The organism is Mycolicibacter heraklionensis, from assembly GCF_019645815.1.
Taxonomy (GTDB): domain Bacteria; phylum Actinomycetota; class Actinomycetes; order Mycobacteriales; family Mycobacteriaceae; genus Mycobacterium; species Mycobacterium heraklionense.
Window position 1 is genome coordinate 4081660 of sequence record NZ_CP080997.1, and the last position, 24488, is coordinate 4106147.

The 24488-nt window shown below is 66.9% G+C and carries 24 protein-coding genes; 7 read left to right on the forward strand and 17 right to left on the reverse strand.

Annotated elements, in window-relative coordinates; genetic code table 11:
* Window positions 1–316: 316 nt before the first annotated feature.
* From K3U94_RS19370 to K3U94_RS19415, 11 genes are all read right to left on the reverse strand, one after another.
* A complete protein-coding gene (locus K3U94_RS19370) occupies window positions 317–700 on the reverse strand; it encodes a hypothetical protein (protein ID WP_047318298.1) in 384 nt (127 codons plus the stop codon).
* 15 nt (window positions 701–715) lie between these two features.
* A complete protein-coding gene (locus K3U94_RS19375) occupies window positions 716–1423 on the reverse strand; it encodes a hypothetical protein (RefSeq protein WP_220694734.1) in 708 nt (235 codons plus the stop codon).
* A complete protein-coding gene (locus K3U94_RS24165) occupies window positions 1408–1536 on the reverse strand; it encodes a hypothetical protein (protein ID WP_024441860.1) in 129 nt (42 codons plus the stop codon). The genes K3U94_RS19375 and K3U94_RS24165 overlap by 16 nt, the downstream gene beginning before the upstream one ends.
* Before the next feature lie 18 nt (window positions 1537–1554).
* Window positions 1555–2349 (reverse strand): CbbQ/NirQ/NorQ/GpvN family protein, encoded by a 795-nt coding sequence (locus K3U94_RS19380; RefSeq protein ID WP_220694735.1) that lies wholly within the window; start codon window positions 2347–2349, stop codon window positions 1555–1557.
* 22 nt (window positions 2350–2371) lie between these two features.
* Window positions 2372–3880, reverse strand: a complete 1509-nt coding sequence (locus K3U94_RS19385; protein ID WP_220694736.1) for a nitric oxide reductase activation protein NorD — start codon at window positions 3878–3880, stop codon at window positions 2372–2374.
* Window positions 3881–4011: 131 nt separating this feature from the next.
* Complete coding sequence (locus tag K3U94_RS19390) at window positions 4012–4617, reverse strand: hypothetical protein (protein WP_434084936.1); 606 nt, start codon at window positions 4615–4617, stop codon at window positions 4012–4014.
* Window positions 4618–4749: 132 nt separating this feature from the next.
* Window positions 4750–5373 carry a TetR family transcriptional regulator gene (locus tag K3U94_RS19395; RefSeq protein WP_220694738.1) on the reverse strand — a complete coding sequence of 208 codons (624 nt, stop codon included), beginning with the start codon at window positions 5371–5373 and terminating at the stop codon, window positions 4750–4752.
* A 39-nt stretch (window positions 5374–5412) separates the two neighbouring features.
* Window positions 5413–5595, reverse strand: coding sequence for a (2Fe-2S)-binding protein (locus K3U94_RS19400; protein ID WP_220694739.1), 183 nt, complete (start codon window positions 5593–5595; stop codon window positions 5413–5415).
* A gap of 6 nt (window positions 5596–5601) precedes the next feature.
* A complete protein-coding gene (locus tag K3U94_RS19405) occupies window positions 5602–7074 on the reverse strand; it encodes a FadD3 family acyl-CoA ligase (protein ID WP_267878327.1) in 1473 nt (490 codons plus the stop codon).
* A gap of 2 nt (window positions 7075–7076) precedes the next feature.
* Window positions 7077–8267 carry an amidohydrolase family protein gene (locus K3U94_RS19410; RefSeq protein WP_024441866.1) on the reverse strand — a complete coding sequence of 397 codons (1191 nt, stop codon included), beginning with the start codon at window positions 8265–8267 and terminating at the stop codon, window positions 7077–7079.
* A 35-nt stretch (window positions 8268–8302) separates the two neighbouring features.
* Window positions 8303–9877, reverse strand: a complete 1575-nt coding sequence (locus K3U94_RS19415) for an AMP-binding protein (protein ID WP_220694740.1) — start codon at window positions 9875–9877, stop codon at window positions 8303–8305.
* Between the two features lie 57 nt (window positions 9878–9934).
* On the opposite strand from K3U94_RS19415, the gene K3U94_RS19420 reads away from it, so the two are divergent.
* Window positions 9935–10678: an enoyl-CoA hydratase/isomerase family protein gene (locus tag K3U94_RS19420; RefSeq protein WP_047318290.1), complete on the forward strand. Its 744-nt coding sequence runs from the start codon at window positions 9935–9937 to the stop codon at window positions 10676–10678.
* On the opposite strand, the gene K3U94_RS19425 is transcribed toward K3U94_RS19420, so the two are convergent.
* A complete protein-coding gene (locus K3U94_RS19425; protein ID WP_220694741.1) occupies window positions 10675–11328 on the reverse strand; it encodes a TetR family transcriptional regulator in 654 nt (217 codons plus the stop codon). The genes K3U94_RS19420 and K3U94_RS19425 overlap by 4 nt on opposite strands.
* A gap of 140 nt (window positions 11329–11468) precedes the next feature.
* Between K3U94_RS19425 and K3U94_RS19430 the strand changes: the two genes are divergently transcribed.
* The 3 genes from K3U94_RS19430 to K3U94_RS19440 are packed head-to-tail and all read left to right on the forward strand — an operon-like array spanning window position 11469 to window position 14878.
* Window positions 11469–12767 (forward strand): cytochrome P450, encoded by a 1299-nt coding sequence (locus K3U94_RS19430; RefSeq protein WP_047318288.1) that lies wholly within the window; start codon window positions 11469–11471, stop codon window positions 12765–12767.
* 34 nt (window positions 12768–12801) lie between these two features.
* Window positions 12802–14004: a cytochrome P450 gene (locus K3U94_RS19435; RefSeq protein WP_047318287.1), complete on the forward strand. Its 1203-nt coding sequence runs from the start codon at window positions 12802–12804 to the stop codon at window positions 14002–14004.
* A 34-nt stretch (window positions 14005–14038) separates the two neighbouring features.
* Window positions 14039–14878, forward strand: coding sequence for a mycofactocin-coupled SDR family oxidoreductase (locus K3U94_RS19440; protein ID WP_047318286.1), 840 nt, complete (start codon window positions 14039–14041; stop codon window positions 14876–14878).
* Between the two features lie 477 nt (window positions 14879–15355).
* Here K3U94_RS19440 and K3U94_RS19445 read toward each other — a convergent pair whose 3' ends face one another.
* A complete protein-coding gene (locus K3U94_RS19445) occupies window positions 15356–16381 on the reverse strand; it encodes an IS110 family RNA-guided transposase (RefSeq protein ID WP_047318285.1) in 1026 nt (341 codons plus the stop codon).
* Between the two features lie 210 nt (window positions 16382–16591).
* Here K3U94_RS19445 and K3U94_RS19450 point away from each other — a divergent pair, with 210 nt between their 5' ends.
* Genes K3U94_RS19450 through K3U94_RS19460 form a run of 3 tightly spaced genes read left to right on the forward strand, consistent with a single transcriptional unit; the run spans window position 16592 to window position 18774 of the window.
* Entirely contained in the window at window positions 16592–17197 is a 606-nt protein-coding gene (locus tag K3U94_RS19450) for a TetR/AcrR family transcriptional regulator (protein WP_220694742.1), read from the forward strand.
* 12 nt (window positions 17198–17209) lie between these two features.
* Entirely contained in the window at window positions 17210–17713 is a 504-nt protein-coding gene (locus K3U94_RS19455) for an SRPBCC family protein (protein WP_220694743.1), read from the forward strand.
* Window positions 17713–18774 carry an LLM class flavin-dependent oxidoreductase gene (locus K3U94_RS19460; RefSeq protein WP_220694744.1) on the forward strand — a complete coding sequence of 354 codons (1062 nt, stop codon included), beginning with the start codon at window positions 17713–17715 and terminating at the stop codon, window positions 18772–18774. Before K3U94_RS19455 ends, K3U94_RS19460 begins: the two co-directional genes overlap by 1 nt.
* Before the next feature lie 9 nt (window positions 18775–18783).
* Here K3U94_RS19460 and K3U94_RS19465 read toward each other — a convergent pair whose 3' ends face one another.
* Genes K3U94_RS19465 through K3U94_RS19480 form a run of 4 tightly spaced genes read right to left on the reverse strand, consistent with a single transcriptional unit; the run spans window position 18784 to window position 24488 of the window.
* Window positions 18784–21186 (reverse strand): CaiB/BaiF CoA-transferase family protein, encoded by a 2403-nt coding sequence (locus tag K3U94_RS19465; RefSeq protein WP_220694745.1) that lies wholly within the window; start codon window positions 21184–21186, stop codon window positions 18784–18786.
* 4 nt (window positions 21187–21190) lie between these two features.
* Complete coding sequence (locus K3U94_RS19470; protein ID WP_047318280.1) at window positions 21191–22156, reverse strand: enoyl-CoA hydratase/isomerase family protein; 966 nt, start codon at window positions 22154–22156, stop codon at window positions 21191–21193.
* 15 nt (window positions 22157–22171) lie between these two features.
* Entirely contained in the window at window positions 22172–23287 is a 1116-nt protein-coding gene (locus K3U94_RS19475; RefSeq protein ID WP_220694746.1) for a M24 family metallopeptidase, read from the reverse strand.
* Window positions 23277–24488, reverse strand: coding sequence for a M24 family metallopeptidase (locus K3U94_RS19480; RefSeq protein WP_434084879.1), 1212 nt, complete (start codon window positions 24486–24488; stop codon window positions 23277–23279). The genes K3U94_RS19475 and K3U94_RS19480 overlap by 11 nt, the downstream gene beginning before the upstream one ends.

Below are 24488 nucleotides of genomic sequence, written 5' to 3' on the forward strand. Positions count from 1 at the left end.
GTTCAGCGCTGCGGCATTGCGCCACGATGCCGGCATTTGCCCTTGCTGTGACATCAGCGGCCCTGATCGGACTCGCTTCACCCGCCGTCAGCCTGGCCGACCCGCTAGATGGCTGCGGCTACGGCATGTACTTCAACACAGACACAAATCAGTGCGAGCCCGGGGGCGTAGACCCGCATCCGATCGTCGGACCCGTCGGACCGTTCGGCGTCGGTGTTGGCGGCCCCGCGGGACCTGGTGGCGTTGTTGGCCCCGCCGGCGTAGGCCCGGCCGGACCGGGCCCCGTCGGCCCCGGCCCGGTCGGACCCGGGCGGCGCTAGTCCTGCTGCGCAATCCGCTCGTTGTGAATGCGCACCAGTTCCCGGAAACGCAGCCGGTGGTAGTGGGGAACGGGCTGGATACCCCACTCGTCTTGGGCACTGGCCTTGCCTGCAGCCCCCTCTGGTGGCCCGAGCGGCGGGTAGGGGTGCTTGCACTCCAGGGTGTCGTCGGAGAACCGGGTCTTGAGCAGTTCACTGCAGATCTGGGTGAGGCTCAGCGTCGGGTAGCCGTAGTACACCGCCATGAACGGCAGGGTGAAGGCGCCCTCGATGACGAGCGCCACCAGGCAGACCAAGGTGGCGCGCTTGATCCACTTGTGCATCCGTGCGTAGTACGGGGTGGTGCCCGGCGGCAGTGCGTCGGCGGAAGGTGTTTCCATCGTGGGGCTCCTTGATCAGTCGGAGAAGATTTCCCGGTTGACGGTGTGCAGGTAGGGGATCGCCAAAAACGGTGTGATGTAGAAGATGTCGTAGAGCCACCAGCCGATCACCGGGAACACCACACCGGCGTAGCGCACATCGGCATACATGGTCATGTTGAACACGTAGAGAATCCAGATGAGTACGCCCATCCAGCAGGTGACGATCATCCATTGGTGGCCCCAGCGCTTCATCTGCAGGAACCCGATCGCGGCGGCACAGCGCATCGCAAAGACCGTGAGGATCATGCCGAAGACCATGGATTTCTCGCCGGGTCCGGCTGAGCCGCCGATCCAGAGTTCGTTGTAGTGCCAGAAATAGCCGGCATCGAACATGCCGCCCCAGCCGACCATCAGGACCCGGTTGATCAGGGTGTGGTTGGCGACCAGGTCCAGCGACCAACCCAGGCTGTTGAGCATGCCGTCGATCAGCACCAGGTATCCGATCAGGGTGACGATCATCGGCCGTACGGCCAAGCCGGCGTGCAGTGATTGCCGCTGCAGCCAAGCGCCGCGCAGGAAGATCGGCAAGCCGATGATGCCCGGCACCCACATTCCCATCAACGCTGCGCCGGCGATCATCCAGCGGTCGGCTCGGCGCTGGGCGGCACGCGATTGCGTCTCATGATCGTCGAGCGCGGCGAAGTCTGTCGCCGAAGCCGGCGCGCTCACAGCTGCCACCATCCCCGCGCGAACGACATGTACAGCTGGATGCCGAACATGATGGCCAGGTAGCCGTAGATGAAGATCTGAAAGACGATCAGGGCTCGCTTGCGGTTGCGTTCTTGCTGGTCCATGTTCTGCGACTTCCTTTCCTAGTGGCGCTCGGCCTGAGCGGTGAGCACACTGGCGGCCACTTCACGCAGGCCGTCGTGGATTCCGCCGTCGGTGGTCAGCGGCGCGAGAATGCACGCTTCGGCCGCCTCCAGTTCGGGGGCGCCGGCGGCGACCAGCTGCGCGGCGTTGACGAGCGTGCGCGTCGACGGCGGTTCGAAGTGCAACGCCTGGTCTGCGGTGCGCAGCGCGGTGGCGCACCGCACCAGCCGACCGGCGATCTGTGACTCGATGCCGGTCTCGGCGACGATCACCTGCGCCTCGCGCTCCGGCGGCAGGTACTGCATGGGCAGCGTGGCGAACCGTTGCCGGAATGAGGGCTTCAGCTCTTTGAGCGAGCTCCGGTAGGCGGGGTTGTAGGAGCAGACCAGCATGAAGGTGTCCGGCGCCGTGATGGTTTCGCCGGCACGATCCAGGTACAGGCTGCGCCGGTGATCGGTCAGCGAGTGCAGAATGGCCAGCGAGTCGTGCCGCGCCTCGACGACTTCGTCGAGGTAGCAGATCGCACCGGCCTTGACCGCTTGGGTCAGCGGTCCGTCCGTCCACACCACGTCACCGCCGGACACCAGGAACCGGCCCACCAGGTCCGAGCTGGTCAGGTCGTCATGGCAACTGATGGTGACCACGGGGCGCCCCAGCAGCTGGCCCATGTGCTCGACGAGCCGGGTCTTGCCGCAGCCGGTCGGGCCGGTGAGCATCACCGGGATTCGGCGGCGGTAGGCCTTCTCGAACAACTGCACCTCGTTGCCGTTGGCGAAGTAGACATCGCTGCTCATCGGGCTCCTCGCACGTCGTCGGTCATGCTGCGGTCAGTTCGCGGTGTACGTGGGCCAGTACGCGCGGTAGCTCCGCGACCCGCCGAATCCGTTGGGAGCGGCGCGGTCCGAACACCTCGGGCAGCGGATCGACGCGCACGGGTCCGACCCCGACGTAGTACACGCAGACGCCGGCCTCCTCGGCTTCTTCGACGGCGTGCGCGACATCGGCCCAGGCGTATCGACCTTCGTAGCCCTCGTCGGACATCAGCCCATCGCCGATCACGATGAGCAGCCGCCGTCCGCCAGGCTGCGTCAGCAGCCGGCTGGTCAGATGCCGCAGCGGGGCGCCCAGCCGGGTGTAGCCGCCGGTCAAAAGTCCCAGCGCGCTCGGCGCCACGAACCTCCGGTCGCCGAAGTCCTTGAGGCAGTGCACTTCCACGTGGTGGCGGGTGTTGCCGGTGAACGCGAAGATGCCGTGGCGCTGACGCGCGCGCGTCATCGCCGCCGAGAGCGCGTCCGCGCAGGCGAGCTCCAGGCCGAACAACCGGCCACCGTGCACCCCCAGCGACGAGCTCGCATCGAGCAGCACCGCTGTGGTCACGTCCCGGTCCGCGCGCAGCAGGTCCCGGAAGATCCGGGGCTCGCCGGCCGTGCCGGCCGCCACGTCGAGTCGGTAGCCGACGTAGGCGTCGACATCGAGATCGGATCCATCGGCAAGCCGATTGGTCATGGCGCGGACGGTGTGTTGTTCGAACCACTTACGCAGATCGACCGCGGCCGGGGACGGCTCGCCTGAAGGTATTCGCCGGTTGAATTCCACTACGGCGACGTGGTCTGGCAACAGGGCGCCGGTGTGCAGGTTCCACTCCGGGTACGGGATGCCCGGCCTGCGGTCACGACCGAGAAAGCGATCGTCGTCTTCGGGCCGGCTCGGCGGCGGCATGGTGGTGTTGCGAACACCCCCGTCACCGCCCACCGGTACCGAATACGGACGTGGGCGCCGTTTCTCGTTGCTGGACCACGGCATCCGGCCGAGGCGACGCACCGAGGAGGCCAGGCGCCCCGGTCCGGTCCAAGCGGCCGGCAGTGTCCCCGTCAGCGAATGCCCGGCCAGCGGTTGCCGGGTGCGCGCCAAGGCGATCGCGCGATCGACCATCTCGGCGGCCGGCATCTCGGGATCGGCGGGATCGAGATCCGGCAGCATCCGTTGCAGCTCAGCCACCAGTCCCGGCCACCGCCCGGCAACCCAGCCGAGGGCCACCTGCGACTCGACGAAGGTCAGGGCCAGACGCTCACGCGGCGACAGGTCGGCCAACCGGTACTGCGCGATTCGCTCCTTGGAGGGTGAACATTGCAGCGCCACCCCGCAGGTCAGCGTCCGTCGAGTCCAGCCCGGCTCCGCAGGATGGGGCACATAGACGGTGGACAGGTTCGGGTTCAGGCTGAAGCTTCTTCGGGCGCCGGTCATCAACCGCGCGCCTTCGCGGCGCCGGTCGCTCAGTGCGACCGCCGTCAGCGCGCAGCTGGTCTCGAGCGCCAGGGGGTCCACGGCTGGCTCAAAAGGTTCCGATGCTGGAGAACATCCAGTACCAGAACGCGATGATCAAACACGTTCCGCCCCACGCGGCGACGTAACGGAGAATTTCCCAGAGCCAGGCCATCAGGACTTCCTATCGTTGATCAGTCGGAGAAGATCTCCCGGTTGACGGTGTGCAGGTACGGGATCGCCAAAAACGGTGTGATGTAGAAGATGTCGTAGAGCCACCAGCCGATCACCGGGAACACCACACCGGCGTAGCGCACATCGGCATACATGGTCATGTTGAACACGTAGCCGAGCCAGATCACTACGCCCATCCAGCAGGTCACCACCATCCACTGATGACCCCACCGCTTCATCTGCAGAAATCCGATCGCCGCGGCGATCCGCATGGTGAAGACCGTGAAGATCAGCCCGATCTCCCAGCCCTTCTCCCCCGGGCCGGCAGCCCCACCGATCCACAGCTCGTTGTAGTGCCAGAAATAGCCGGCATCGAACATCGCGCCCCAGCCGTTGAGCAGCACCCGGGCCAGCAGGGTGTGGTTGGCCACCATGTCCAGCGCCCAGCCCACGGCGTTGATCGCGGCATCGATGATGACCAGGTAGCCCAGCAATGTCACGAGCATGGGCCGCACGGTCAGTCCGTCACGCGCAGCCTTGCCCTGCAACCAGATTCCGCGCAGGAACAGCGGGAGGCCGAAGACACCGGCCGCCGCCGTGCCGATGAGCATGCCGCCGGAGATCATCCAGCGGTCTGCTCGACGCTGGGCGGCTCGCGACAGGTCCAGGTGCTCGTCGAGCCCCAGCCCGGACCCGTCCTGCGGTAGCCGTCGCACGCCTACGACGGTAAGGAAATCACTGACTTAAGTCAATGACTTTTACTGGGGCCCGCGGTCGGCGCCGAGGCCACGCAAGGTCCTGGCCACGTAGTCGGCGACCAACTCCGGCCGGTTCGGCCAGTCGTGCGTGGTGATGAGTAGCGCATAGAGACCGAGCAGGAAGAAAACGGCGCTGTTCATCGCGATGACGTCGTCGTCGATTTCGCCGCGTTCCCGCGCCACGTCGATACGCTCGGCGATCAGCACGATCAGCGGGTGATGCTCGCCGTTCTCAGCAGGCGGTCGAGTCGGCGAGAAGTGCAGCGCTAGGAATTCGGTGAACAGCGGATCGCCCAGGCGCTTCTCCAAATCGATGATCAGACGCGCGGACTCACTCAAGATGTCGGAAAGACCCTGGTGCTCGACCAGAAACTTTTCGAACTGCTTGGTGATTCGTTCTTCCTCCCGGCGCTCCAACTCCAGCAGCACATGCTCCTTGGTGGGGAAATGGAAGAAGAACGTGCCGTGCGCGACGCCGGCCGCGGCCACTATGGCGCCGACGTCGGCCTGAGCCATCCCGGTGCGCTTGAACTCCGCGGTCGCCGCACCCAGCAGCCGCTCGCGGGTCTGCAGCCGCCGGGCTTCGCGCGCCGTCATCTTCTCTGGCTTGTCCGCCACGGCCACGACAGTAGCGCCTCAGCGTCTCCGCGCGCATTGGATGACTTAAGTCAGCGTGCGGGATTCCTGGAGGGCCGTTGCGATGAGCGCCCGGATGTTGTTCCGGCAACGTCCGCACACCGTGCCGGCGCCGGTGCACTCACCGACCTGCTTGGTGGTTGAGGCGCCGGCCCGGGCTGCGTCGATCACCTGCTGACTGGTCACCCCAGCGCACAAGCAGACGTACACAGCGCGTCACGCCCCGGCCTCAAGAGCCCTTGCCTCCAGCTGAGACTTGTCCACTTTGCCGGTGGCGTTCAGCGGCAGTGTGTTCACGAAACACACCGAGCGCGGAACCTTGAACCCGGCCATCCGGTCTCGGCTCCAAGCGATCAGCTCCGCCTCGGAGATCGGCGACTCCGCGGCGTTCGTGACCACAAACGCCTTGCCCACCTGGCCCATCCGCTCATCGGGCACCCCGATCACCGCGACCTGCGAGATCCCCGGATGCTCCAGCAGGAAACCCTCGATCTCGGCGGGATAGGCGTTGAAGCCGCCGACGATGAACATGTCCTTCTTGCGGCCGACGATCCGCAACCGGCCGGCGGCGTCCAGCGTGCCGACATCCCCGGTGTGCAACCAGCCTTCGGCGTCGATGGCCTCGGCGGTAGCAGCCGGGTCATCGAGATAGCCGACCATCACGTTGTAGCCGCGCACCAGGACCTCACCGGCTTCAGCATCGCCGGCGATGCGGACTTCGATGTCCTCACATGCCTGACCGGCCGTGGTCGCGATGTCCTCGAACGAGTCGCCACGCCGGGAAGCCGTCACCGTGCCGGCTTCGGTCAGCCCGTATCCGGTCATGATGGAGGTGAACGGCAACTCGTTGCGGATCCTGCGGATCAGGTCCACCGGGATGTCTGCGGCGCCGGTGACCGCGGCCCGCAGCGATGACAAGTCGTGTGTTCCGCCGGCGTCCAGCAGTGACTGATACAGCGTCGGCGGCCCCGGCAGCATGGTGATGCGTTCTGCTTCAATAAGTTCCAGCACGGCATCGACGTCGAAGACCCGCACCGGCACCATGGTGGCGCCCCGGATGCACGCGGCGATGCAGCCCGCCTTATAGCCGAACGTATGGAAGTAGGGGTTGACCATCAGATACCGGTCGCCCTCGCGCAGGTCGGCCAGATCGCACCACTCGGCGTAGAGCCGCAGGTTCTGTTGGTGGGTCATCATGACGCCTTTGGGCCGACCGGTGGTGCCCGAGGTGAAGATGATGTCGGCGATGTCGCCGCCGTCGACGCTGCGCTGCAACGGCGAACCGCTGCTCAGGAAGTCTGATTTCAGGTCAATTACCGGAACCCCAGGCGGGGCGCTGAAATCCAGTCCGAGAAAGCCCTTCTCGACCAGCACCAGCTTGGCGCCGCTACGACGGATGATGTCGTCGGCCTCGCTCGGTTTGAACCGGGTGTTGACCGGAACCAGGATCCCGCCGGCGGTCAGCAGCCCAAAGGCGGCGATGATCCAGGCCGCCGAATTCGGCGCCCAGATCGCCACCCGATCGCCCTTGCCCACACCCGCCGAGGCGAAGGCACCTGCCGCACAACGAACCCGGTCAGCCAGCTGCGTGAAGCTCAGCCGCACCGGGCCGTCGACGATCGCTTCGGCATCCCCGAAGCGATCGCCGACGCTCAGGACCATCTCGGGGATGGTCTCCCAGCGTGGCACCCCTAGACGGTGACGAGCCGACCGAGGTTACCGCCCATGATCTTGGCCTGGTCCTCGATGGGCAGATGCGACAGCGCGGTGATGTAGTGGGTCGGCTCGGCCAGGCCCTCCGGGTGCGGCCAGTCCGAACCGTAGAGCACCTGGTCCACACCGACCAGGTTGATCAAGTCGTCGATGCCCTCCTCGTAGAACGGGCTGACGTAGATCCGGTTCTTGATCTCCTCCATCGGGTTTCCGAGGAACGCCTCGGGCGCCTTCCGGTAGACCTCGGCCATCGAGTCCAACAGCGGGAACATCCACTTGGAGCCGGCTTCCACGATGCCGACCTTCAGCTTCGGGTGCCGGAACAGCGCACCGTGGATCACCCACGAGGCCACCGCGTCTTGGATCGGGCGCCACTCGTTGAGGATGCCCATGGCGTTGGTCTGGAACGGCAGCATCTCTTCGACCGCACCGTCCCACTCGGAGGTGTAGCGAGAGTAGCCACTGTCCGACGAGTGCATCCCGATGAAGACGTCGTATTCGACGCACTTCTCCCAGAACGGGTCGAACTCGGGCAGCGCGAACGAACGCGGGCCGCGGAAGCCGGGCACCGGGGCCGGACGGATCAGAATCGCCCGGGCGCCGCGCTTGACCACCCACTCCAGTTCCTCGATCGCCTTCTCGACGATCGGGAGCGTGATGACCGGCGTGGTGAAGATGCGGTTCTGGTAGTTGAAGCCCCAGACCTCGTCCAGCCACTGGTTCAGCGCGTGGATGATGACGTGGATGGTGACCGGGTCATCCCGCAGCCGCTCCTCGATGAGGCTGGCCAGGGTCGGGAACATCAGCGAGCGATCGATACCCAGCTCATCCATCAGCTCCAGCCGAGGGGCGGGCTCGAAGAACGCCGGGATGGATTTCATCGGTTCGCCGAACAGTTCGCGCTTGCTCTTGCCGTCGGGGTTGCCGTACTTGAAGTACTCCTCCCATGCGCCCGGCTTGGCGACCACCGAGAAGGTGGGGTTCGGGATGTAGTTGCTGATCTGGCCGCGGATGGCGATCTTGGTGCGCCCGTTCACCTCTACGTACTGGACGACGTCCTTGTACTCCTTGGGCAGGTACTTGGTCAGCGCTTCCGGCGGCTCGTAAAGGTGGTTATCCGCATCAAACAAGGGGAACGGGACGTCCACGCGATGTGACAGTTGACCCATGAAATGCTCCTTTTCGGTTCATGAGAATCTTATTCTCATAAAGGTGTCGTTGCAACACTCTCGGCGAGCTGTTTGCGCACCAGGTACTTCTGCACCTTGCCGCTGGCGGTGCGCGGGAAGTCCTCGACCTCCCGCAATTCCTCGGGCCACTTCTGCCGCGCGACGCCCATCCGCTCGAAGTGCTCCCGCACTTCCGTTAGGGCCGGCAGCACGCATCCCGGCTTGAGGCGCAGCACCGCGACCGCCCGCTCCCCCAACCGGGCATCCGGCGCCGCGACCACCACCGCTTCGGCCACCGCCGGCATCGCCAGCAGGACCTCCTCGACCTCCACCGCGCTGATGTTCTCGCCACCGCGAATGATCACGTCAGCCTTGCGGTCGGTGATGGTCAGATACCCGTCGGTGTCGAGCACTCCGATGTCGCCGGTGTGGTACCAGCCCTCGGCATCGAACGCCGCCTCGGTCAGCGCGTCATCGGTGTAGCCCAGGCACAGGTCGGGTCCGCGGCTCAGGATTTCGCCGTCGGGGGCCAGCCTCAGCTCCACACCCGGCCGGGCGTCGCCGTCGGTGAACAACCGCTTGTGCTCCGGGGCGTTCGGGCCCGAACCGGTGATCGACGGATGCTCGGTGCTGCCGTAGGAGCGGAAGACGAAGATGCCCAGCTCGGCCAGTCGGCGGGTGACGGCGGCGGGCACCGTCGCCCCACCGAGGCCGACGTGACGGATATGGCTCAGGTGCTCGTCGGTGAAGTCCGGATGGTCGAGCAGGCTGGTGACGAAGTACGGCGGCCCACCGCCGATCGACACCCCCTGCTCCGCCATCAGCGCCAGCACCCGGGCGGGATCCCAGACGTCGGCGAGATCGATCGGCGCCCCCTCCAGCACCGGGATGAGGAACGCCCCGACCATGCCGATGAAGTGTCCGACCGGAGTGGCGGTCAGCTGCCGGCCGCGGTCCTTCGGGTAGTTGGCCAGCAACTGGCGCGTCTCGCAGCACAGGGTCTGGTGACTGTGGATCACACCCTTGGGTTCGCGGGTGGTCCCGGAGGTGAACGCGATCAACGCCGGCGCCCCGGGGTCGGCATCGAGCGTGCCCGCCATCGGTTCATCGGCGAGCAGGTCCTCGAAGTTCTGACCCACGACGCTCGCACCGTTCCCGCCCACCACGCCGACAACCGGGACGTCGGCGCACAGCTCGGGACGAAAACTCATCCGCCCGAATCGTTCGGCGGTGATGAACACCCGCGGCCGGCTGGCCGACAAGATGAAGCCCAACTCCCGCGGGCCGTAGAAATGCACGACGGGCACCACGACCGCACCCAGAAACGCCGCCGCCCAGAACGCCGCGGCGGCCTCCATCCAGTTGGGCAGCTGCAGGGCCACCACGTCACCCGGGCCGACTCCGCGGGCTCGCAACCCGGCCGCCAACCGGCGGGCAACGAGCTCCACGTCACCGAAGTTTCCCCGCCACGGCCGAACCGCCGAATGCACCTCGAAGCCGGTCTCGGCACCCGCGGCCAGCCCGGCCGCGAGCAGGTCACCGAGGGTTTCGCGGGTCCACCAGCCCTGCTCTTCGTAGCGCCGAACCAGGTCGGCAGGAATCTTTCGCATCTCGCCCGCGATGCTATTCTCCGTTTTTGAGAATGCCAATATCTTGAGTGGAGAGCCATGGGCCAGGACTGTCCGGACGAGCTGGACGTGCAACTGGATGACGGCCTGGCCATCATCACCATCGACCGGCCCCAGGCCCGCAACGCCATCGCGCCGGAGACCATGGACCAACTCGACCGGGCGCTGGACAAGGTCGCCGGGGCGCAGGCGCTGGTGATCACCGGCGGCGGCGACCGGGCTTTCGTCTCCGGCGGCGACCTCAAGCAGCTCGCCGCCCTGCGCACCGAGGCCGAAGCGGCGACCATGGCCTGGCGGATGCGCACGCTGTGTGATCGGATCGCCGCGTTTCCGGCACCGGTGATCGCCGCCCTGAACGGCCACGCGTTGGGCGGTGGCGCCGAAGTCGCGGTCGCGGCCGACATCCGCATCGCCGCCGCGGACATCAAGATCGCGTTCAATCAGGTGTCGCTGGCGATCATGCCGGCCTGGGGTGGCGCCGAGCGGCTGGGCAAGTTGGTCGGACACAGTCAGGCGCTGCTGCTGGCCGGCACCGGAACCATGCTGGACGCTCCGGCGGCCGAACGCATCGGCCTGATCAACCGGGTGGTTCCCCGGGAATCCTTCGACGCCGAATGGCGCGCCTTGGCCCGGTCCTTGGCCAACCCGTCGGCCGGCGAGATCAAACGGGTGCTCGGTGGCGCCTCGGCGGACGAGGCGGTGGCGGCGTTCGCCCGGTTGTGGGTCGCCGACGAGCATTGGGAGGCCGCGGATCGCCTCCAACAAGGCAGGAAGCAGCGCTAATGCTCGACGGGCCCCGAGGCCAGTGCGACGCCGGCGAGCGGCGCGTACGGCGGCGGGTCCCCCTCGAGCCGTTGCAGCCAGCGCTCGACGAACTCCACGGTCTCGGCGTGGCCGAGGGTCATGCCCAGCGCCTCCTGCTCGATGATCAGCATCCGCGAGGCGCTGGTCATCAGCACCATCAGCACGGTCGGCGGGAACTCCGCGTCGTCGACGCCGTACCGGGCAAACAGCCCGGATACCGCCGCGATCTGTTCGGCGCGCAGCCGTTCGGCGTAATTGGCGATCTCGGCCCGCAGGGCCTCGCGCTCGTTGGCCACGGTGATGAATTGCATGGTCAACGCCGTCCAGGCCGGATCGGTGTTGAATCGCCACAGCGCCCAGAGCGGCTGCGGCGACGCCAACACCGCCGCCTGTTCGGCCAAACCCTGATCGCCTCGCCGGCGGAACATCGCCAGGAACAGGTCGTCCATGGTGCGGAAGTAGTAGTGCACGAGCTGATGCTTGAGGCCCGCCCGCTCGGCGACGCGACGGGAGCTGACCGCGCCGGCGCCGGCGGTCAGCAGCAGCTCTTCCGCAGCGTCGAGCAACAGGGTCCGGTTCTTCGCGTCCGGGGCGCCAATTCTGCGCTGTCCCTTAGCCGATTCGGGCATACCGTTCGCTCCGCATCGTTGTCGTCACCTTTACACCTTCGGCGGCCATCGTAGTGGCGTCGCAACCCTTGACCCCCCAACCCCGCCCATGCTAAGCAGGTGCACAGCAGCTGTCAGCCCGTTCTGCAGAGAGGTCCCCGTTGACTGACTTCGCGACGATCGACTTCTTCACCGATCAGTCCCTGGTGCCCGATCCGCACCCGTACTTCGACTACCTGCGGGCCCGCAACCCGGTGACTCCGCTGGGCGTGTACGACGTGGTCGCGGTGACCGGCCACGAAGAGGCCAACGAGATCTACCGCGACTCCGACACCTACTCCAACCTGGTCGCTGTCGGCGGGCCTTTTCCGCCGCTGCCGTTCACTCCCGAGGGCGACGACATCAGCGAGCAGATCGAGGCCAACCGCCACCTGATGCCGATGACCGAGCACATGGTGACGATGGACCCGCCGATGCACACCAAGGCTCGGTCGCTGCTGAACCGACTGCTCACTCCGAAACGGCTCAAGGAGAACCAGGACTTCATGTGGCGGCTGGCCGACCGCCAGCTCGACTACTTCATCGACAGCGGCAGCTGCGAATTCCTCTCCGAGTACGCGAGGCCGTTCGCGCTGCTGGTGGTCGCCGACCTGCTCGGTGTACCCGAAGAGGACCGGCCGGTATTCCAGGAAGTGCTGGGCGCACCACAGCCCGGGGCCCGCATCGGATCGCTGGACCACGAGGAGCTGGCCCACGACCCGCTGGCCTGGCTGGACGACAAGTTCAGCCGCTACCTGTCTGACCGGCGGGAGAGCCCGCGCGGCGACGTGCTGACCGATCTGGCCACCGCCACCTACGAGGACGGCTCGACTCCCGAGATCATCGACGTGGTCAAGAGCGCCACGTTCCTGTTCGGCGCCGGCCAGGAGACCACCACCAAACTGCTCAGTGCCGCACTGCGGTTCATGGCCGAGGACCCGGCCCTGGTCGAGCAGCTGCGCAGCGACCGCAGCAAGATCCCGAACTTCCTCGAGGAGACCCTGCGGCTGGAAAGCCCCGTGAAGACCGACCCCCGATTGGTGCGCAAGACCACCACGCTGGGCGGGGTGGAGCTCAAGGCCGGCACCGTCGTGGTCATGTTCCCCGGGGCGGTCAACCGCGACCCCCGCAAGTTCGAGGACCCGCACGAGCTGCGGATCGACCGCCCCAATGTGCGCGAGCACCTGGCATTCGCCCGCGGCAGCCACACCTGTCCGGGTTCACCGTTGGCGCGCGCCGAGAGCCGTATCTCGCTGGAACGAATCCTGGATCGGATGACCGACATCCGGCTCGACGAGACCCGGCACGGCCCGGCAGGCGAGCGCCGGTTCACCTTTGAGCCGACCTTCATCCTGCGCGGATTGACCGAACTGCACCTGGAATTCACCCCGGTGGCGGCTCCGGTCACCGCCGGCCTGTAGACCACAGCTCTCACCGACACGAGGGACGGACAACATGACGGTGACCACCACCGACGAAGCGCGCTACGACCCGTATGACATTGACCTCAACAGTGATCCGTACCCGATGTTTCGCCGGCTCCGCGAAGAGGCGCCGCTGTACTACAACGCCGAGCATGACTTCTACGCGCTGAGCCGCTTCGACGACGTCAACAAGGCCCTGGTCGATCACCAGACGTTCAGCTCGGCGCGCGGCGCGATTCTGGAGCTGATCAAGGCCAACACCCCGATCCCGCCGGGACTGATTCTGTTCGAGGACCCGCCGATCCACGACATCCACCGCAAACTGCTGGCCCGGATGTTCACGCCGCGCAAGATCGCCGAACTCGAATCCAAGATCCGCGAGTACTGCGCGCGTTGCCTCGATCCGCTGATCGGCACCGGCCGCCTCGATTTCGTGGCCGACCTGGGCGCGCAGATGCCGATGCGGGTCATCGGCATGCTGGTGGGCATTCCCGAAGCCGATCAGGAGATCATCCGGGACCGCTCGAATGACAACATGCGCACCGAAGCGGGCAAGCCGATGACGGTTGCGTCCGAGGGCTTCGACGACGGCTCGATCTTCGCCGACTACCTCGACTGGCGCGTCGAGCACCCGTCCGACGACATCATGACCGAACTGCTCAACGTCGAATTCACCGACGAATCCGGCACCACCCGGCGGCTGTCGCGCGACGAGCTGCTGATGTACGTGATGCTGGTGGCCGGGGCCGGAAACGAGACCACCACCCGGCTGATCGGCTGGACCGGCAAGGTGCTGGCCGAACATCCCGACCAGCGCCGCGATTTGGTGGCGAACCCGGCACTGATACCGCAGGCCATCGAAGAGCTGCTGCGCTTCGAGCCACCGGCACCACACGTCGCACGCTACGTCACCCGCGATGTGGAGTATTACGGCCAGACCGTGCCCGAAGGCAGCGTGATGATGATGCTGATCGGCGCGGCCAACCGCGACCATCGGCGATTCGCTCCCGACGGCGACGTCTTCGACATCCACCGCGAAGCCCGCCAGCACCTGACTTTCAGCGTGGGCGCGCACTACTGCCTGGGTGCCGCACTGGCCCGCCTGGAAGGGCGAATCGCGCTGGAGGAGATTCTCAAACGCTTCCCCGAGTGGGACGTCGACCTCACCAAGGCAGCGCTGTCACCGACTTCGACGGTCCGCGGGTGGGAGTCCATGCCCGCTTCGGTCGGATGAATCCACTTCTACAAGTTACGAATTGAGGTTTTCCATGGCTGGACGTGTTGAAGGCAAGGTCGCGTTCATCACCGGCGCGGCCCACGGTCAGGGCCGCAGCCACGCGGTGCGGCTGGCCGAGGAGGGCGCCGACATCATCGCGATCGACGTCTGTAAGCCGATCGTCGAGAACTCACCCATCCCGCCGGCCACGCGTGCGGAACTGGCTGAAACCGTCGATCTGGTCAAGGCTCGCGGTCGCCGGATCTTCACGGCGGAGGTCGATGTTCGCGACTTCGACGGGCTCAAGGCCGCGGTGGACGCCGGCGTGGAGGAGCTGGGCCGCCTGGACATCATCGTGGCCAACGCCGGCATCGGCAACGGTGGCGACACCCTGGACCAGTGCAGCGAACACGACTGGCAGGAGATGATCGACATCAACCTCTCGGGCGTGTGGAAGACGGTCAAAGCGGGCGTCCCGCATCTCATTTCCGGCGGCAAGGGCGGGTCGATCATCTTGACCAGCTCGGTCGGCGGGTTGAAGGCCTACCCGCACTGCGGCAACTACGTCGCCGCCAAGCACGGGGTGGTGGGCATCATGCGCTCCTTCGCCGTCGAGTTGGGGCACCAGAACATTCGGGTCAACACCGTGCACCCCACCCATGTCAGCACCGGGATGATCATGAACGAGGGCACCTGGAAGATGTTCCGTCCGGACCTGGAGAACCCGGGGCCCGACGACATGGCGCCGATCTGCCAGATGTTCCACACCCTGCCGGTGCCCTGGGTGGATGCGATCGACATCAGCAACGCCGTGCTGTTCCTGGCCTCCGACGAGGCCCGCTACATCACCGGAGTCACGCTGCCGGTCGACGCGGGCAGCTGCCTGAAGTAGGCGATTTCCCCGTTGACTCTGCGCCCAGGGCGGGAAAGTGCGAGAAGCCGCCGCCCTGAGCGCAGAGTCATCCCTGAAGGGGTGGGGTCTGGTCAAGGTTTGGTGTGCTGGGGTTTTTTCGGTTTCGGGATATGTGCGGGCAGCGCTGAATGAGGGTCGGGGTCAATGACGCAGCGCCCGCAGCGTAGCGAGGACGAACGGTCTTGAGGACGCCCGTTTCAGCGCAGAATCGGCGCAGACCGAAATCGGCAAACCTGGTGTGCAGTTGTGGGTGGTGCCGGCTCTCCAGTGTGAAGCGCAAAGGCTTTGGGGCAGGGCCCGGGTTGTTCCGGGCTGCCGGTCATCCCTTCGCCCAAGGCCGATTGGCTAGGGCATGGAGCGGTGCGGCGTGCGGTATACGGGGTCAATCAACGCCACGGCCACGCCCGAGGGGGGCCAGACTCTGCGGCGACCACGCGTATACCGCACCCGGATTACTCACGCTGCGTCCTTGGCCAATGCACGAATATGTTCGTCGCGCAGGCCGTAGTAGACCAGGGTGAGCAGCTTGCGGGCCGCAGCGACCTTGGCGATATTGGTGCCACGTCGGGCGGCGATCCGGTCTTTGTCGGCGGCGATCTTGGCCGTGCACTGGTGCCGTTGCACTGCCTCGATTGCGGCCCAGCGCACCAGCCTGGATCCCTGTTTGGTGATGTGCCCGCGATGCACCACGGTGTCGGACTCGTAGTGCCGCGGTGTCAGACCGGCCCAGGAACACAACTGCTGCGCCCGGGTGAAGCGGTGCACGTCGCCGATCTCGGCCACGAAGACCGCAGCCAGGACCGGTCCCACACCCGGCAATTCTTGGATCGCCTGGTAGCCGCCGTGGTGGTGTAACTCTGCCGCGATGCGCTCGGACAGGGCGGTTTGCTCGGCATCGAGGATGTCGATCAGACGCAGCAGCGAGGCGACCCGCTGGGCATACACACCCGACAGTGGGGTGCGTTCGAGGCGTTTGCGGGCCGTGGCGCCGAACAGGTCCGTCGCGACGATCAACACCCCGGCCTTGGCCAAAACCGCATGCACCTGAGCTTTAAGCCCCGATCGCAGGGCCACCAGTTTGGCGCGGTAGCGGACCAATTCACGCAGTTCCCGTGTTGCCGGCGGTGCGATCCAGGCCTGCGGCAGACGGTTCATCCGCAACAAGTCCGCCAGATCGGCGGCATCGCGCACGTCGTTCTTCACTCGCCGATAGCGGAATCCTTTGACACCCAGCGGGTGCGCCAAATGGACACTGGCACCTGCGGCTTGCAGAACATCGACCGCCCAGTACCAGCCGTAGGTGGCTTCGAGCACCACCTCTGGATTGGGTCCAGCTCGCTCGATCTCCAACGCCAAGGCCACCGGATCGTTGGCGATGCGTACTGCCGCGAGCTGCTCCCCGGTATCGGTTTGACGGACGACCACCGATCGCTGTCGGTGCAGGTCAATCCCGACGAACTGTTTTCCGGCATACTCACTCATTAGGGGCCTCCCCAATCGTGATTGGTAGTGACACCCCCAGCATCCGCCGGGAACGTCACGAGGAGCGGAGGCCCCGCCCCTTCATCACATCAACGGGGCGGATATGCCGAATTTCATAATCTATAGGTGACCGCGCACTGTCGGTGCTGCATTCCTCGCGATCGAGCTGCGCTGTTGACGGCTGATTATGCGATTCATCATAATCGGCCAATGGCGCGCGACACCCGGCAGACGATGGTGCTGACCGCCGTGGCACTGCTGCGCGAACGCGGCGCCGACGGGATCACCCTGGACACCCTGGTCAGCCGCAGTGGGGCGCCCCGCGGCTCGATCTATCACCACTTTCCGGGCGGTCGCGCCCAGATCCTCGACGAAGCCGTTCAACTGGGCGGCGACGCGATCGGCTCACTGATCACCGGCTCCGCGGCCGGCGGACCGATCGCGGTGCTCGATCGCCTGACCGGCTTCTGGCGAAAGATGCTGACCGAGACCGGCTACACCGCCGGGTGCCCGGTGGTGTCGGCCGCGGTCAGCTCAGCGCCGGAGTCACCGCTGCTCCAACACGCCGAACGGATCTTCGCGGCCTGGAAGACGCGGCTGATCGACTGCTTCGTCACCGACGGGCTGGACGCCGACGCGGCGGGCCGGCTGGCGACCATGTGCATCGCCGCGATGCAGGGCGCGATCATCATGTGCCGCACCGAGGCGAGCCTGCAGCCGCTGGAGGATGTCGCCGGCGAACTGCGCGTGCTGGTGTCCGCCCGAACCCTGTTCTGCACTACCGCCGACCCGGCCGGTCGCCCCGGCAGCAACTGAGAGGAACCCGCCATGGAGTGGACCGGAGCCGTCTACGCCGACGCACCGACGGTGGAGGTCTCCACCTGGATCGACGCCCCGCCGGAACGCGTCTGGGAAGTGGCCAGCGACATCCACGCGGTCGCCGAGAGCAGTCAGGAACTTCAGCGCGTCGAATGGGCCGACGGTGACGGGCCGCGGCTGGGCGCACGGTTCACCGGATACAACCGGCACCCCGCCCTCGGGGAATGGTCCACGATCTCCGAGGTGGTCGAATTCGAACCGCTGACGGTGTTCGGTTGGGCGGTCAGCGATCCTGCCAATCCCACGTCCACGTGGCGGTTGAGCCTGGCCCCGGAGGGCACCGGCACCCGATTGACCCAATGGATGCGGCTGGGGCCCGCGCCGTCCGGCCTTTCACTGGCCATCGCCGCGATGCCGGACAAGGAGCAGAAGATCGTGTTCGTCCGGCTGCGTGAATTCGAGGCGGGTATGACGGCCACACTCGAGCACCTCAAACAGCGCGCCGAGCACTGATGCGCGCGGCCATCACGCTGGAAGCGGCCAGCGTCGGCAGCTGGGAACACCAGAAGTTGCTGGTCCGCGAGGCCGAGAAGATGGGCCTGGACGTCTGCTGGGTCGCCGAGGCATGGGGCGCGGACGCGGTCTCCGCCCTGGGCTACTACGCCGCGTGCACCGACCGAATGCTGCTGGGATCCGGGATCATCCAGCTGTCCACCCGGACGCCGGTCGCCATCGCCCAAGCCGCCATCACGCTGTCCAACCTCTCCGGGGGCCGGTTCCTGCTCGGTCTGGGCGCCTCGGGCCCCCAGGTCATCGAGGGGCTGCACGGTCAGCCCTTCGCCCGGCCGCTCGGCCGGATGCGCGAGACCATCGACATCATCCGGCAGGCGAACGCCGGAGACCGAATCTCCTATAGCGGCAAGCACTTCCAGATCCCCCGCTCCGGCTCTGGTACCAAGCCCATGCGGTTGTCGATGCGCGCCGAACACCAGATCCCGCTGTACCTGGCCAGCCTGACCCCGGCGATGCTGACGCTGACCGGCGAAGTCGCCGACGGCTGGCTGGGCACCAGCTTCGTGCCCGAGGGCGCCGACACGGCCTACTTCACCCACCTCGACGACGGTCTGGCCCGCTCCGGGCGCACCAGGGCGGACCTCGACATCTGCCAGGGCGCAGAGGTGTCGTTCGCCAGCGACGAGCAGCATCTGAAGGAGCTGATCGACAGCCGCAAGGCCGAGCTGGCCTTCAGCCTGGGCGGAATGGGTTCGGCCAGTACCAATTTCTACAACCAGGCCTACAGTCGCCAGGGCTGGTCCGAGGTCGCCGCTGCCGTCAAGGAACGCTGGCAGGCCGGCGACCGGGAGGGCGCCGCCGCGCTGATCACCGACGAGATGGTCCTGGCCACCACCCTGATCGGCACCGCCTCGATGGTTCGGGACCGCCTGCAGGTCTGGTGCGACGCCGGCGTGGACACCGTGCGGGTCTACCCGGCCGGCGAGCGCCTCGAAGACCGGATTGCCACGCTGGGCGCCGCGATCGAGCTGGTGCACTCGATCAACCGCACCGGGCGATAGCCCACCGCCCTATCCGGGTGCGTTGCCGATAACCCCGTCGGCCGCCAACGCGGCAATCTCGTCCTCGGTGAGGCCCAGCTCGCGAAGCAGTTCGTGATTGTGCTGGCCCAGCAGCGGCGCATGGCGGTTATGAATACGCCGCGGGCCCCGCGACATTCGGGCCGGCAACGTGCTGTGCGGCGCGGGGCCGTTGACCGGGTGATCGACCTGCTCGAAGAAATCCCGCTCGGCCAACTGCGGCAACTCGGTCTGGCGGTGCGGTTGCATCACCTTGGCGGCCGGTACGCCGGCCTCCCACAGTGCTTCGACGACGTCGTCGGCGCTGCGGGACGCGCACCAGCCGGACAGCTGTTCGTCGATGAGGTCGTGGCGGGCGCGGCGTCCGGCGGCGTCTGAGAGCGCCGGATCAGCGGCCCAGGACGGGTCGCCCAGCGCGGCGCGCAGGCCCGTCCACTGCTCATCGGTGGCGACCGCAATCGCCACCCAGCAGTCCTCCCTGCCGAATTCGTCGATACCGGCGGTCTGGTAGAAATTCTGCGGGGCGGCGGCGGGTCCGCGGTTTCCGTCACGTTGTAGCAGCGCACCATTGGCGGAGTATTCGATCACCTGCTCGGCGGCGATGTTGAGTGCGGCGTCGATCATGGCCGCCTCCACCAGCACGCCCTCGCCGGTGCGGCGCCGGTGCTCCAGGGCCAGCAGCAGGCCCGTCAGCGCGTGCACACCGGCGTTCGGGTCGCCGATCGAGTACGGCTCGTAGGGGTTGCGGTCGGGGTAGCCGGTCAGCCAGGCCAGCCCGGCAGCATCCTCGATGACGTAGGCGAACGCCGGGTTGTCCCGCCACGGACCGTCCAGACCGAAGCCGGGCATCCGAAGCATGATCACGTCGTTTCGCAGCGACTGCACGAATGCGAAGTCCAGGCCCAGGTTTTCGATGACGCGGGGGGTGAAGTTCTCGACGATGACGTCGCAGCCGGCGATCAGCCGATGCAGTACGTCGCGGCCGGCCGCGGTCTGGAAGTCCAGCGTCAGGCCCTTCTTGTTGGTATTCAGCGCGGAGAAGATCGGGGACTTCTCCCACCACAACTCCTCGCTGACCGGTATTCCGGCGATCAGCCGGGTGCCGTCGGGATGCCGGGTCGACTCGAGGTGGATCACCTCGGCGCCGAGCATGGCCAGCAGGTGCGTGCACGAGGGTCCAGCCCAGAAGGTGGTCATGTCCAGCACACGTATACCGCTGAGCGGCAGTCCATCCCCGGCCGGTTGCGAGGCCGGGACGTCGCGCCGTACCGGCGGTGACCGCCGGTAGACGTCGGTGTGTTCGCCCAGGCGGGGCGCCGAAGTCGGCGGCTGCAACGCCACACCGCTCAGCCGATAGGGCGGGACAGGCTGGAGGAATCCGTCTCGGGGATTGCGGGTGAACACCTGGCGATGCCGGAAATGATCAAACGTCGGTATGTTCTCGCCGTTGCCGACGGGCGAGTTGGGTATCCGGAACGCCGACGCCAGATCGCGGACATCGTCGACCTTGTGATTGCGGACCCACTCGTACAGTGCCGGAGCGTGCAGGTTCGCCTGCTCGGTGATCGACAGCGGCGAGTTCTCGTCGATCCACTCATCGTGACCCGACATTGCGCACAGGTCGAACCACTGCTGCGCGGTGCCGCAGCCCAGGGCGACCAGGCCGTCGGCGGCCTCGGCCACGCCGGGCACCGTCGGCCTGCGTTCGGACCGCCAAGGGCGATCGAGGACCCGGAAGTAGGTGACGGGATAGTAAGTGAGGCCGAGGATCTGGACTTCCAGTGCGGACAGGTCGATCAGTTCGCCGGTGCCGTCGCGCATTGCGCGGACCCGCGACGCCAACGTCATCGCCGCCGCGTAGGCCCCGGCGAGCCAGTCCCCGACCTGCCCGCCGATGTGTACCGGTGCGCGATCCTGCGACCCACGCCCAAGGCCGACCGCTCCCCCCGACCAGGCCTGCAGGGTGAACTCGGTGGCCGGGCGGTCGCACCACGGCCCGTCCAGCCCGAAGGGCGTGATGGCGGTGACCACCAGATGCGGGTGACGCCGATGAATCTCGGCCGGCGCCAACGACGGGTGGCGACCGACGGCCCCGTCCGGCGACCACACCACCGCGTCGGCGGAGTCCAGCAACCGGTGTACGAACTCGATGTCGTCGACGTTGCCTGGGTCAGCGACGACACTGTGTTTGGAGCAGCCCAGAAAGCTGAACAGCGCCCCGCCGGCGTCGACGTCGACCCCCGCTCCCGAAGCCGACCAGCCCCGCAACGAATCACCTTCGGGCGGTTCGACGTTGATCACCGTCGCGCCGCCGTCGGCGAGCATCTTGGTGGCGTACGCACCGGCGATACCGTCGGACAGGTCGACGACGAGGTAGCCGTGCAGCGGTGCCACGGCGTCAGGATTCCTTGTCGCGGCTGGACTTGCTCAGCCGGAAGTCCGGCGGGAACCTCGAGTCGTTGTCCTTGACGGCTCCGGACAGACCGGATTCGATGGCGTCGTCGAGCATCAGGTCGTCGGCGTCGGGCGCCACACCGGAGCCCATCGACTCGAAGAACGCCGACAGCAGACTGCCCATGTACTCGCCCTGATGCTGCTTGTACACCTCGAAGAACATCTTCTGCATGAACACGGTGTCGACCGGGCGGTTACGTGCGCAGGCCAGTGCGTACTTGTCGACTTCGGCTTCGAGCTCCTCGCGCGGGACCACCTTGTTGAGGAAGTTGCACTTCTCCATGTCGGCGGCGGTGAAAGGCCGGCCGGTGAAAACCATTTCGGAGAACTTGCGCAGCCCCATCATCTGCACCCAGGTCCACATCCGTGGTCCCCAACCGTAGTAGCGGAACGACGGGTGGCCGAACAGCGCGTCGTCGCTGGAGATCACCAGATCGGCGTCGGCGGCCTGATAGAAGTGCCAGCCGTAGCAGTAGCCCTTGGCTTCGACGATGCTGATCTTCTTGAGCTCCTGCAGCGGCCGGTTGCCGGCCTGCACGTTGGCGTACCAGGCGCTGATGGTGGCGCCGTTGCGAAAGGTGCCCTTGGGCGGATAGTTGACATCCATGCCTTCCAAACGCAGCTCGGCCAACCGCTTTTCCGGCTCGTCGACGCCTTCCATGAACTCGGGCAGGTCGGCACCGCTGCCCAGGTTGTCCCCGACGCCGCGGATCACCACCACTTTGACGTCGTTGTCCACGCTGGCCCCGCGCAGCAGATCCGCGTAGCGCAGCCGCGCCGATGACGTCGGAGCATTGAGATACTCGGGTCGGTCGAACGTGATGGTGGCGATCTTGGTGGCCGGGTCCTTGTGGTAGCGGATGATCTCCTCCGCGGACGGCCTCGCGGAAGACCCTGTCGTGTCGGACATTCGCGGTCTGCTCCTTTAACTCGGACTGGTGGTCAAAACTTCGTGGCCGTCTTCGGTGATCAGTACGGACTGGCGTCCGAATACCGAACCCACCCCGGGTTCGAACACGTAACCGGTGACGGCCAGCACCATGCCCGGCTCCAACCGTCCGGCAGCCGCGGTCTGCGGCAGGTGAGCCGATACCACCGGTGGGTCGAATCCCAGCCCCAGGCCGTGTGCCACGGGAACCGGCGGCAACGGCTCCCCGGCGGCGGCGTAGGCACTCAACAGCGCGCTGCCCGGCGCACCGGGACGGCAGGAACCGGACAGCTTCTCCCACAGCGCATCCCAGCGCCGGTAGAGAGCAGCGGTGTTACCGTCGGGCGGGCCGCCGACCGCGAAGGTGCGTCCCACCTCACCGAGGTAGCCACCGGCGAGCACAGCTGCCGAGATGGCAACGAGATTCCCGGCCCGAACTCTGCCGTCGCCGCTCGCACGCCGCCACGGGTGTTCCCGCGAGGTCACCCAGGCGACGTCTTGGTTGGCCGGGGTGCTGTCACCTCCCGCGGTCATCGCCTCCATCAGTACCCCGGTCAACGTCTGTTCGCTGACGCCGTCCTCCAATGCGCTCGCCGCCGCTGCCAGCGCCGAATCAGCGCCCGCGACCGCGGTCCGCAGCGCCGCGACTTCCTCGGCGGTCTTGACGGACCGCGCGGCCCGCATGGCGGGTTCCCCGTCGACGAGTTCGGCTCGAGGGAAGGCCAGCGGGAGCAGTTGGGCGAACAGCGGTGACATCGCGTCGGTTCCCACCCGTCGCGCGGTCAGCGCCCCGTCGAGATGCGCCAGCGCGGCAATGATGTTCGTCGGATTCCACGAAACCTCGTTCAGGTGATCGTGCGGAATGTCCTCGGGTACGCCTTGTTCCGAAGAGCTCAGCAGGTGCACGGCACCGCTTGCGCGCACCAGTACGCAGTTGGGAGCAAACGAACGGGTGCCCGCCATCCAGCGCTGCGGAGTGCCGGCGACGTAGCGGACGTTGGCCTGGCGCCCCAACACCAGCACGTCGAGGTCGTGGGCTTCCATCTGGGCCAGTGCGCGGTCCCGTCGCCCATAGTTCAGCGCCGGCGCGTCCAGCGCAATCTCAGTACGCATAGGGCGTGTGGGGGTCGTCGGTCAGGGAGAGGAAGCCATCCTCGGTGATCGCCACCACGTGCTTGCTGCGGTAGCCGCCGGTGCCGGCCTCCCACACCATCGGCTCCAGCACCAGCACCATGCCGGGCTCGAACACGAAGTTCTCGTCGAACTCCGTACCCAGGTCGGTGCCGATCATCGGCGCCTCGCCGGCAGTCACGCCAAGGCCGTGGCCGAGGTAGCCGTGCGGCAACCATGGCCGCCGTCCACCGTTGGCGGCAGTGGCCACCCGGGCCAGGTCTCCGGCGGTGACGCCGGCCCGCGTCACGTTCAGTACGGCGGACAGGATCTCACGCCACTGCCGAAACTGCGCCTGCTGGCGTGGTGTCGGGTCGGCTCCGACGAGCCAAGTGCGGCCGAAGGCCGAGCAGTACCCGCCGTAGCCGATCGAGGCGTCAGACCACACCACATCGCCCGCGGTCAGCTCGCGGCCGGGGGTCACCAGCGGCAGGTCACCGGCGGCTCTGCCGTCGGTCATCACCTGCCAGATCGGTTCGAGCATGACGGCGTCTGCGCCGAATTCGAAAGCCCGCCGCAGAAAGTGCGCCGATAGCTCGCGCTGACGGACGCCGGGCTCCAGTCTCGCCTGCACCTCGGCCATCGCCTGCCCGGTGATCCGGCATGCGGTGCGGAGGCACGACAGCTCATCGGCGGTCTTGGTCAGTTTGGCGGCGTTGACCACCTGCGCGGCGTCCACTGGCCGCCGCGCCGCGAACAGCCGATGGTGGGCGCGCCGCATGGCACCGGTGCATTCGTCGACCCCGACCACGGCGGTGCCCGGGATCAGCTCGGCGATGACTCGGGCGAATTGGTCGACACCTTCGTCACATTCGAGGAACGCCGGTCCGTGCAGGTGGACAGCGCCCAGACTTGACTCCCAGCCGTCCCGCAGCGGTGTGAACAGATGCGGCCACGGGTCGTCGGCAAGGACCACGGCCACCGGTCGATCGACGTGGGACAGACCGGCGTCGCCCAGCCGCCAGCCGGTGCCGGTGGCGTAGGTGACGGCGTTGTTGCCCAGCAGCACCAGGGCATCGATGCCCCGCTCGGCCATCGCCGCCCGCAGCCGGGCACCGGTCTCCCGGCGCAGCCGGGGCCGGTCCGGGACTTCTGCGATCTCAACGTTGCCGGTCACGGCCGACAGCGTTGCCGCAGCAGCCAC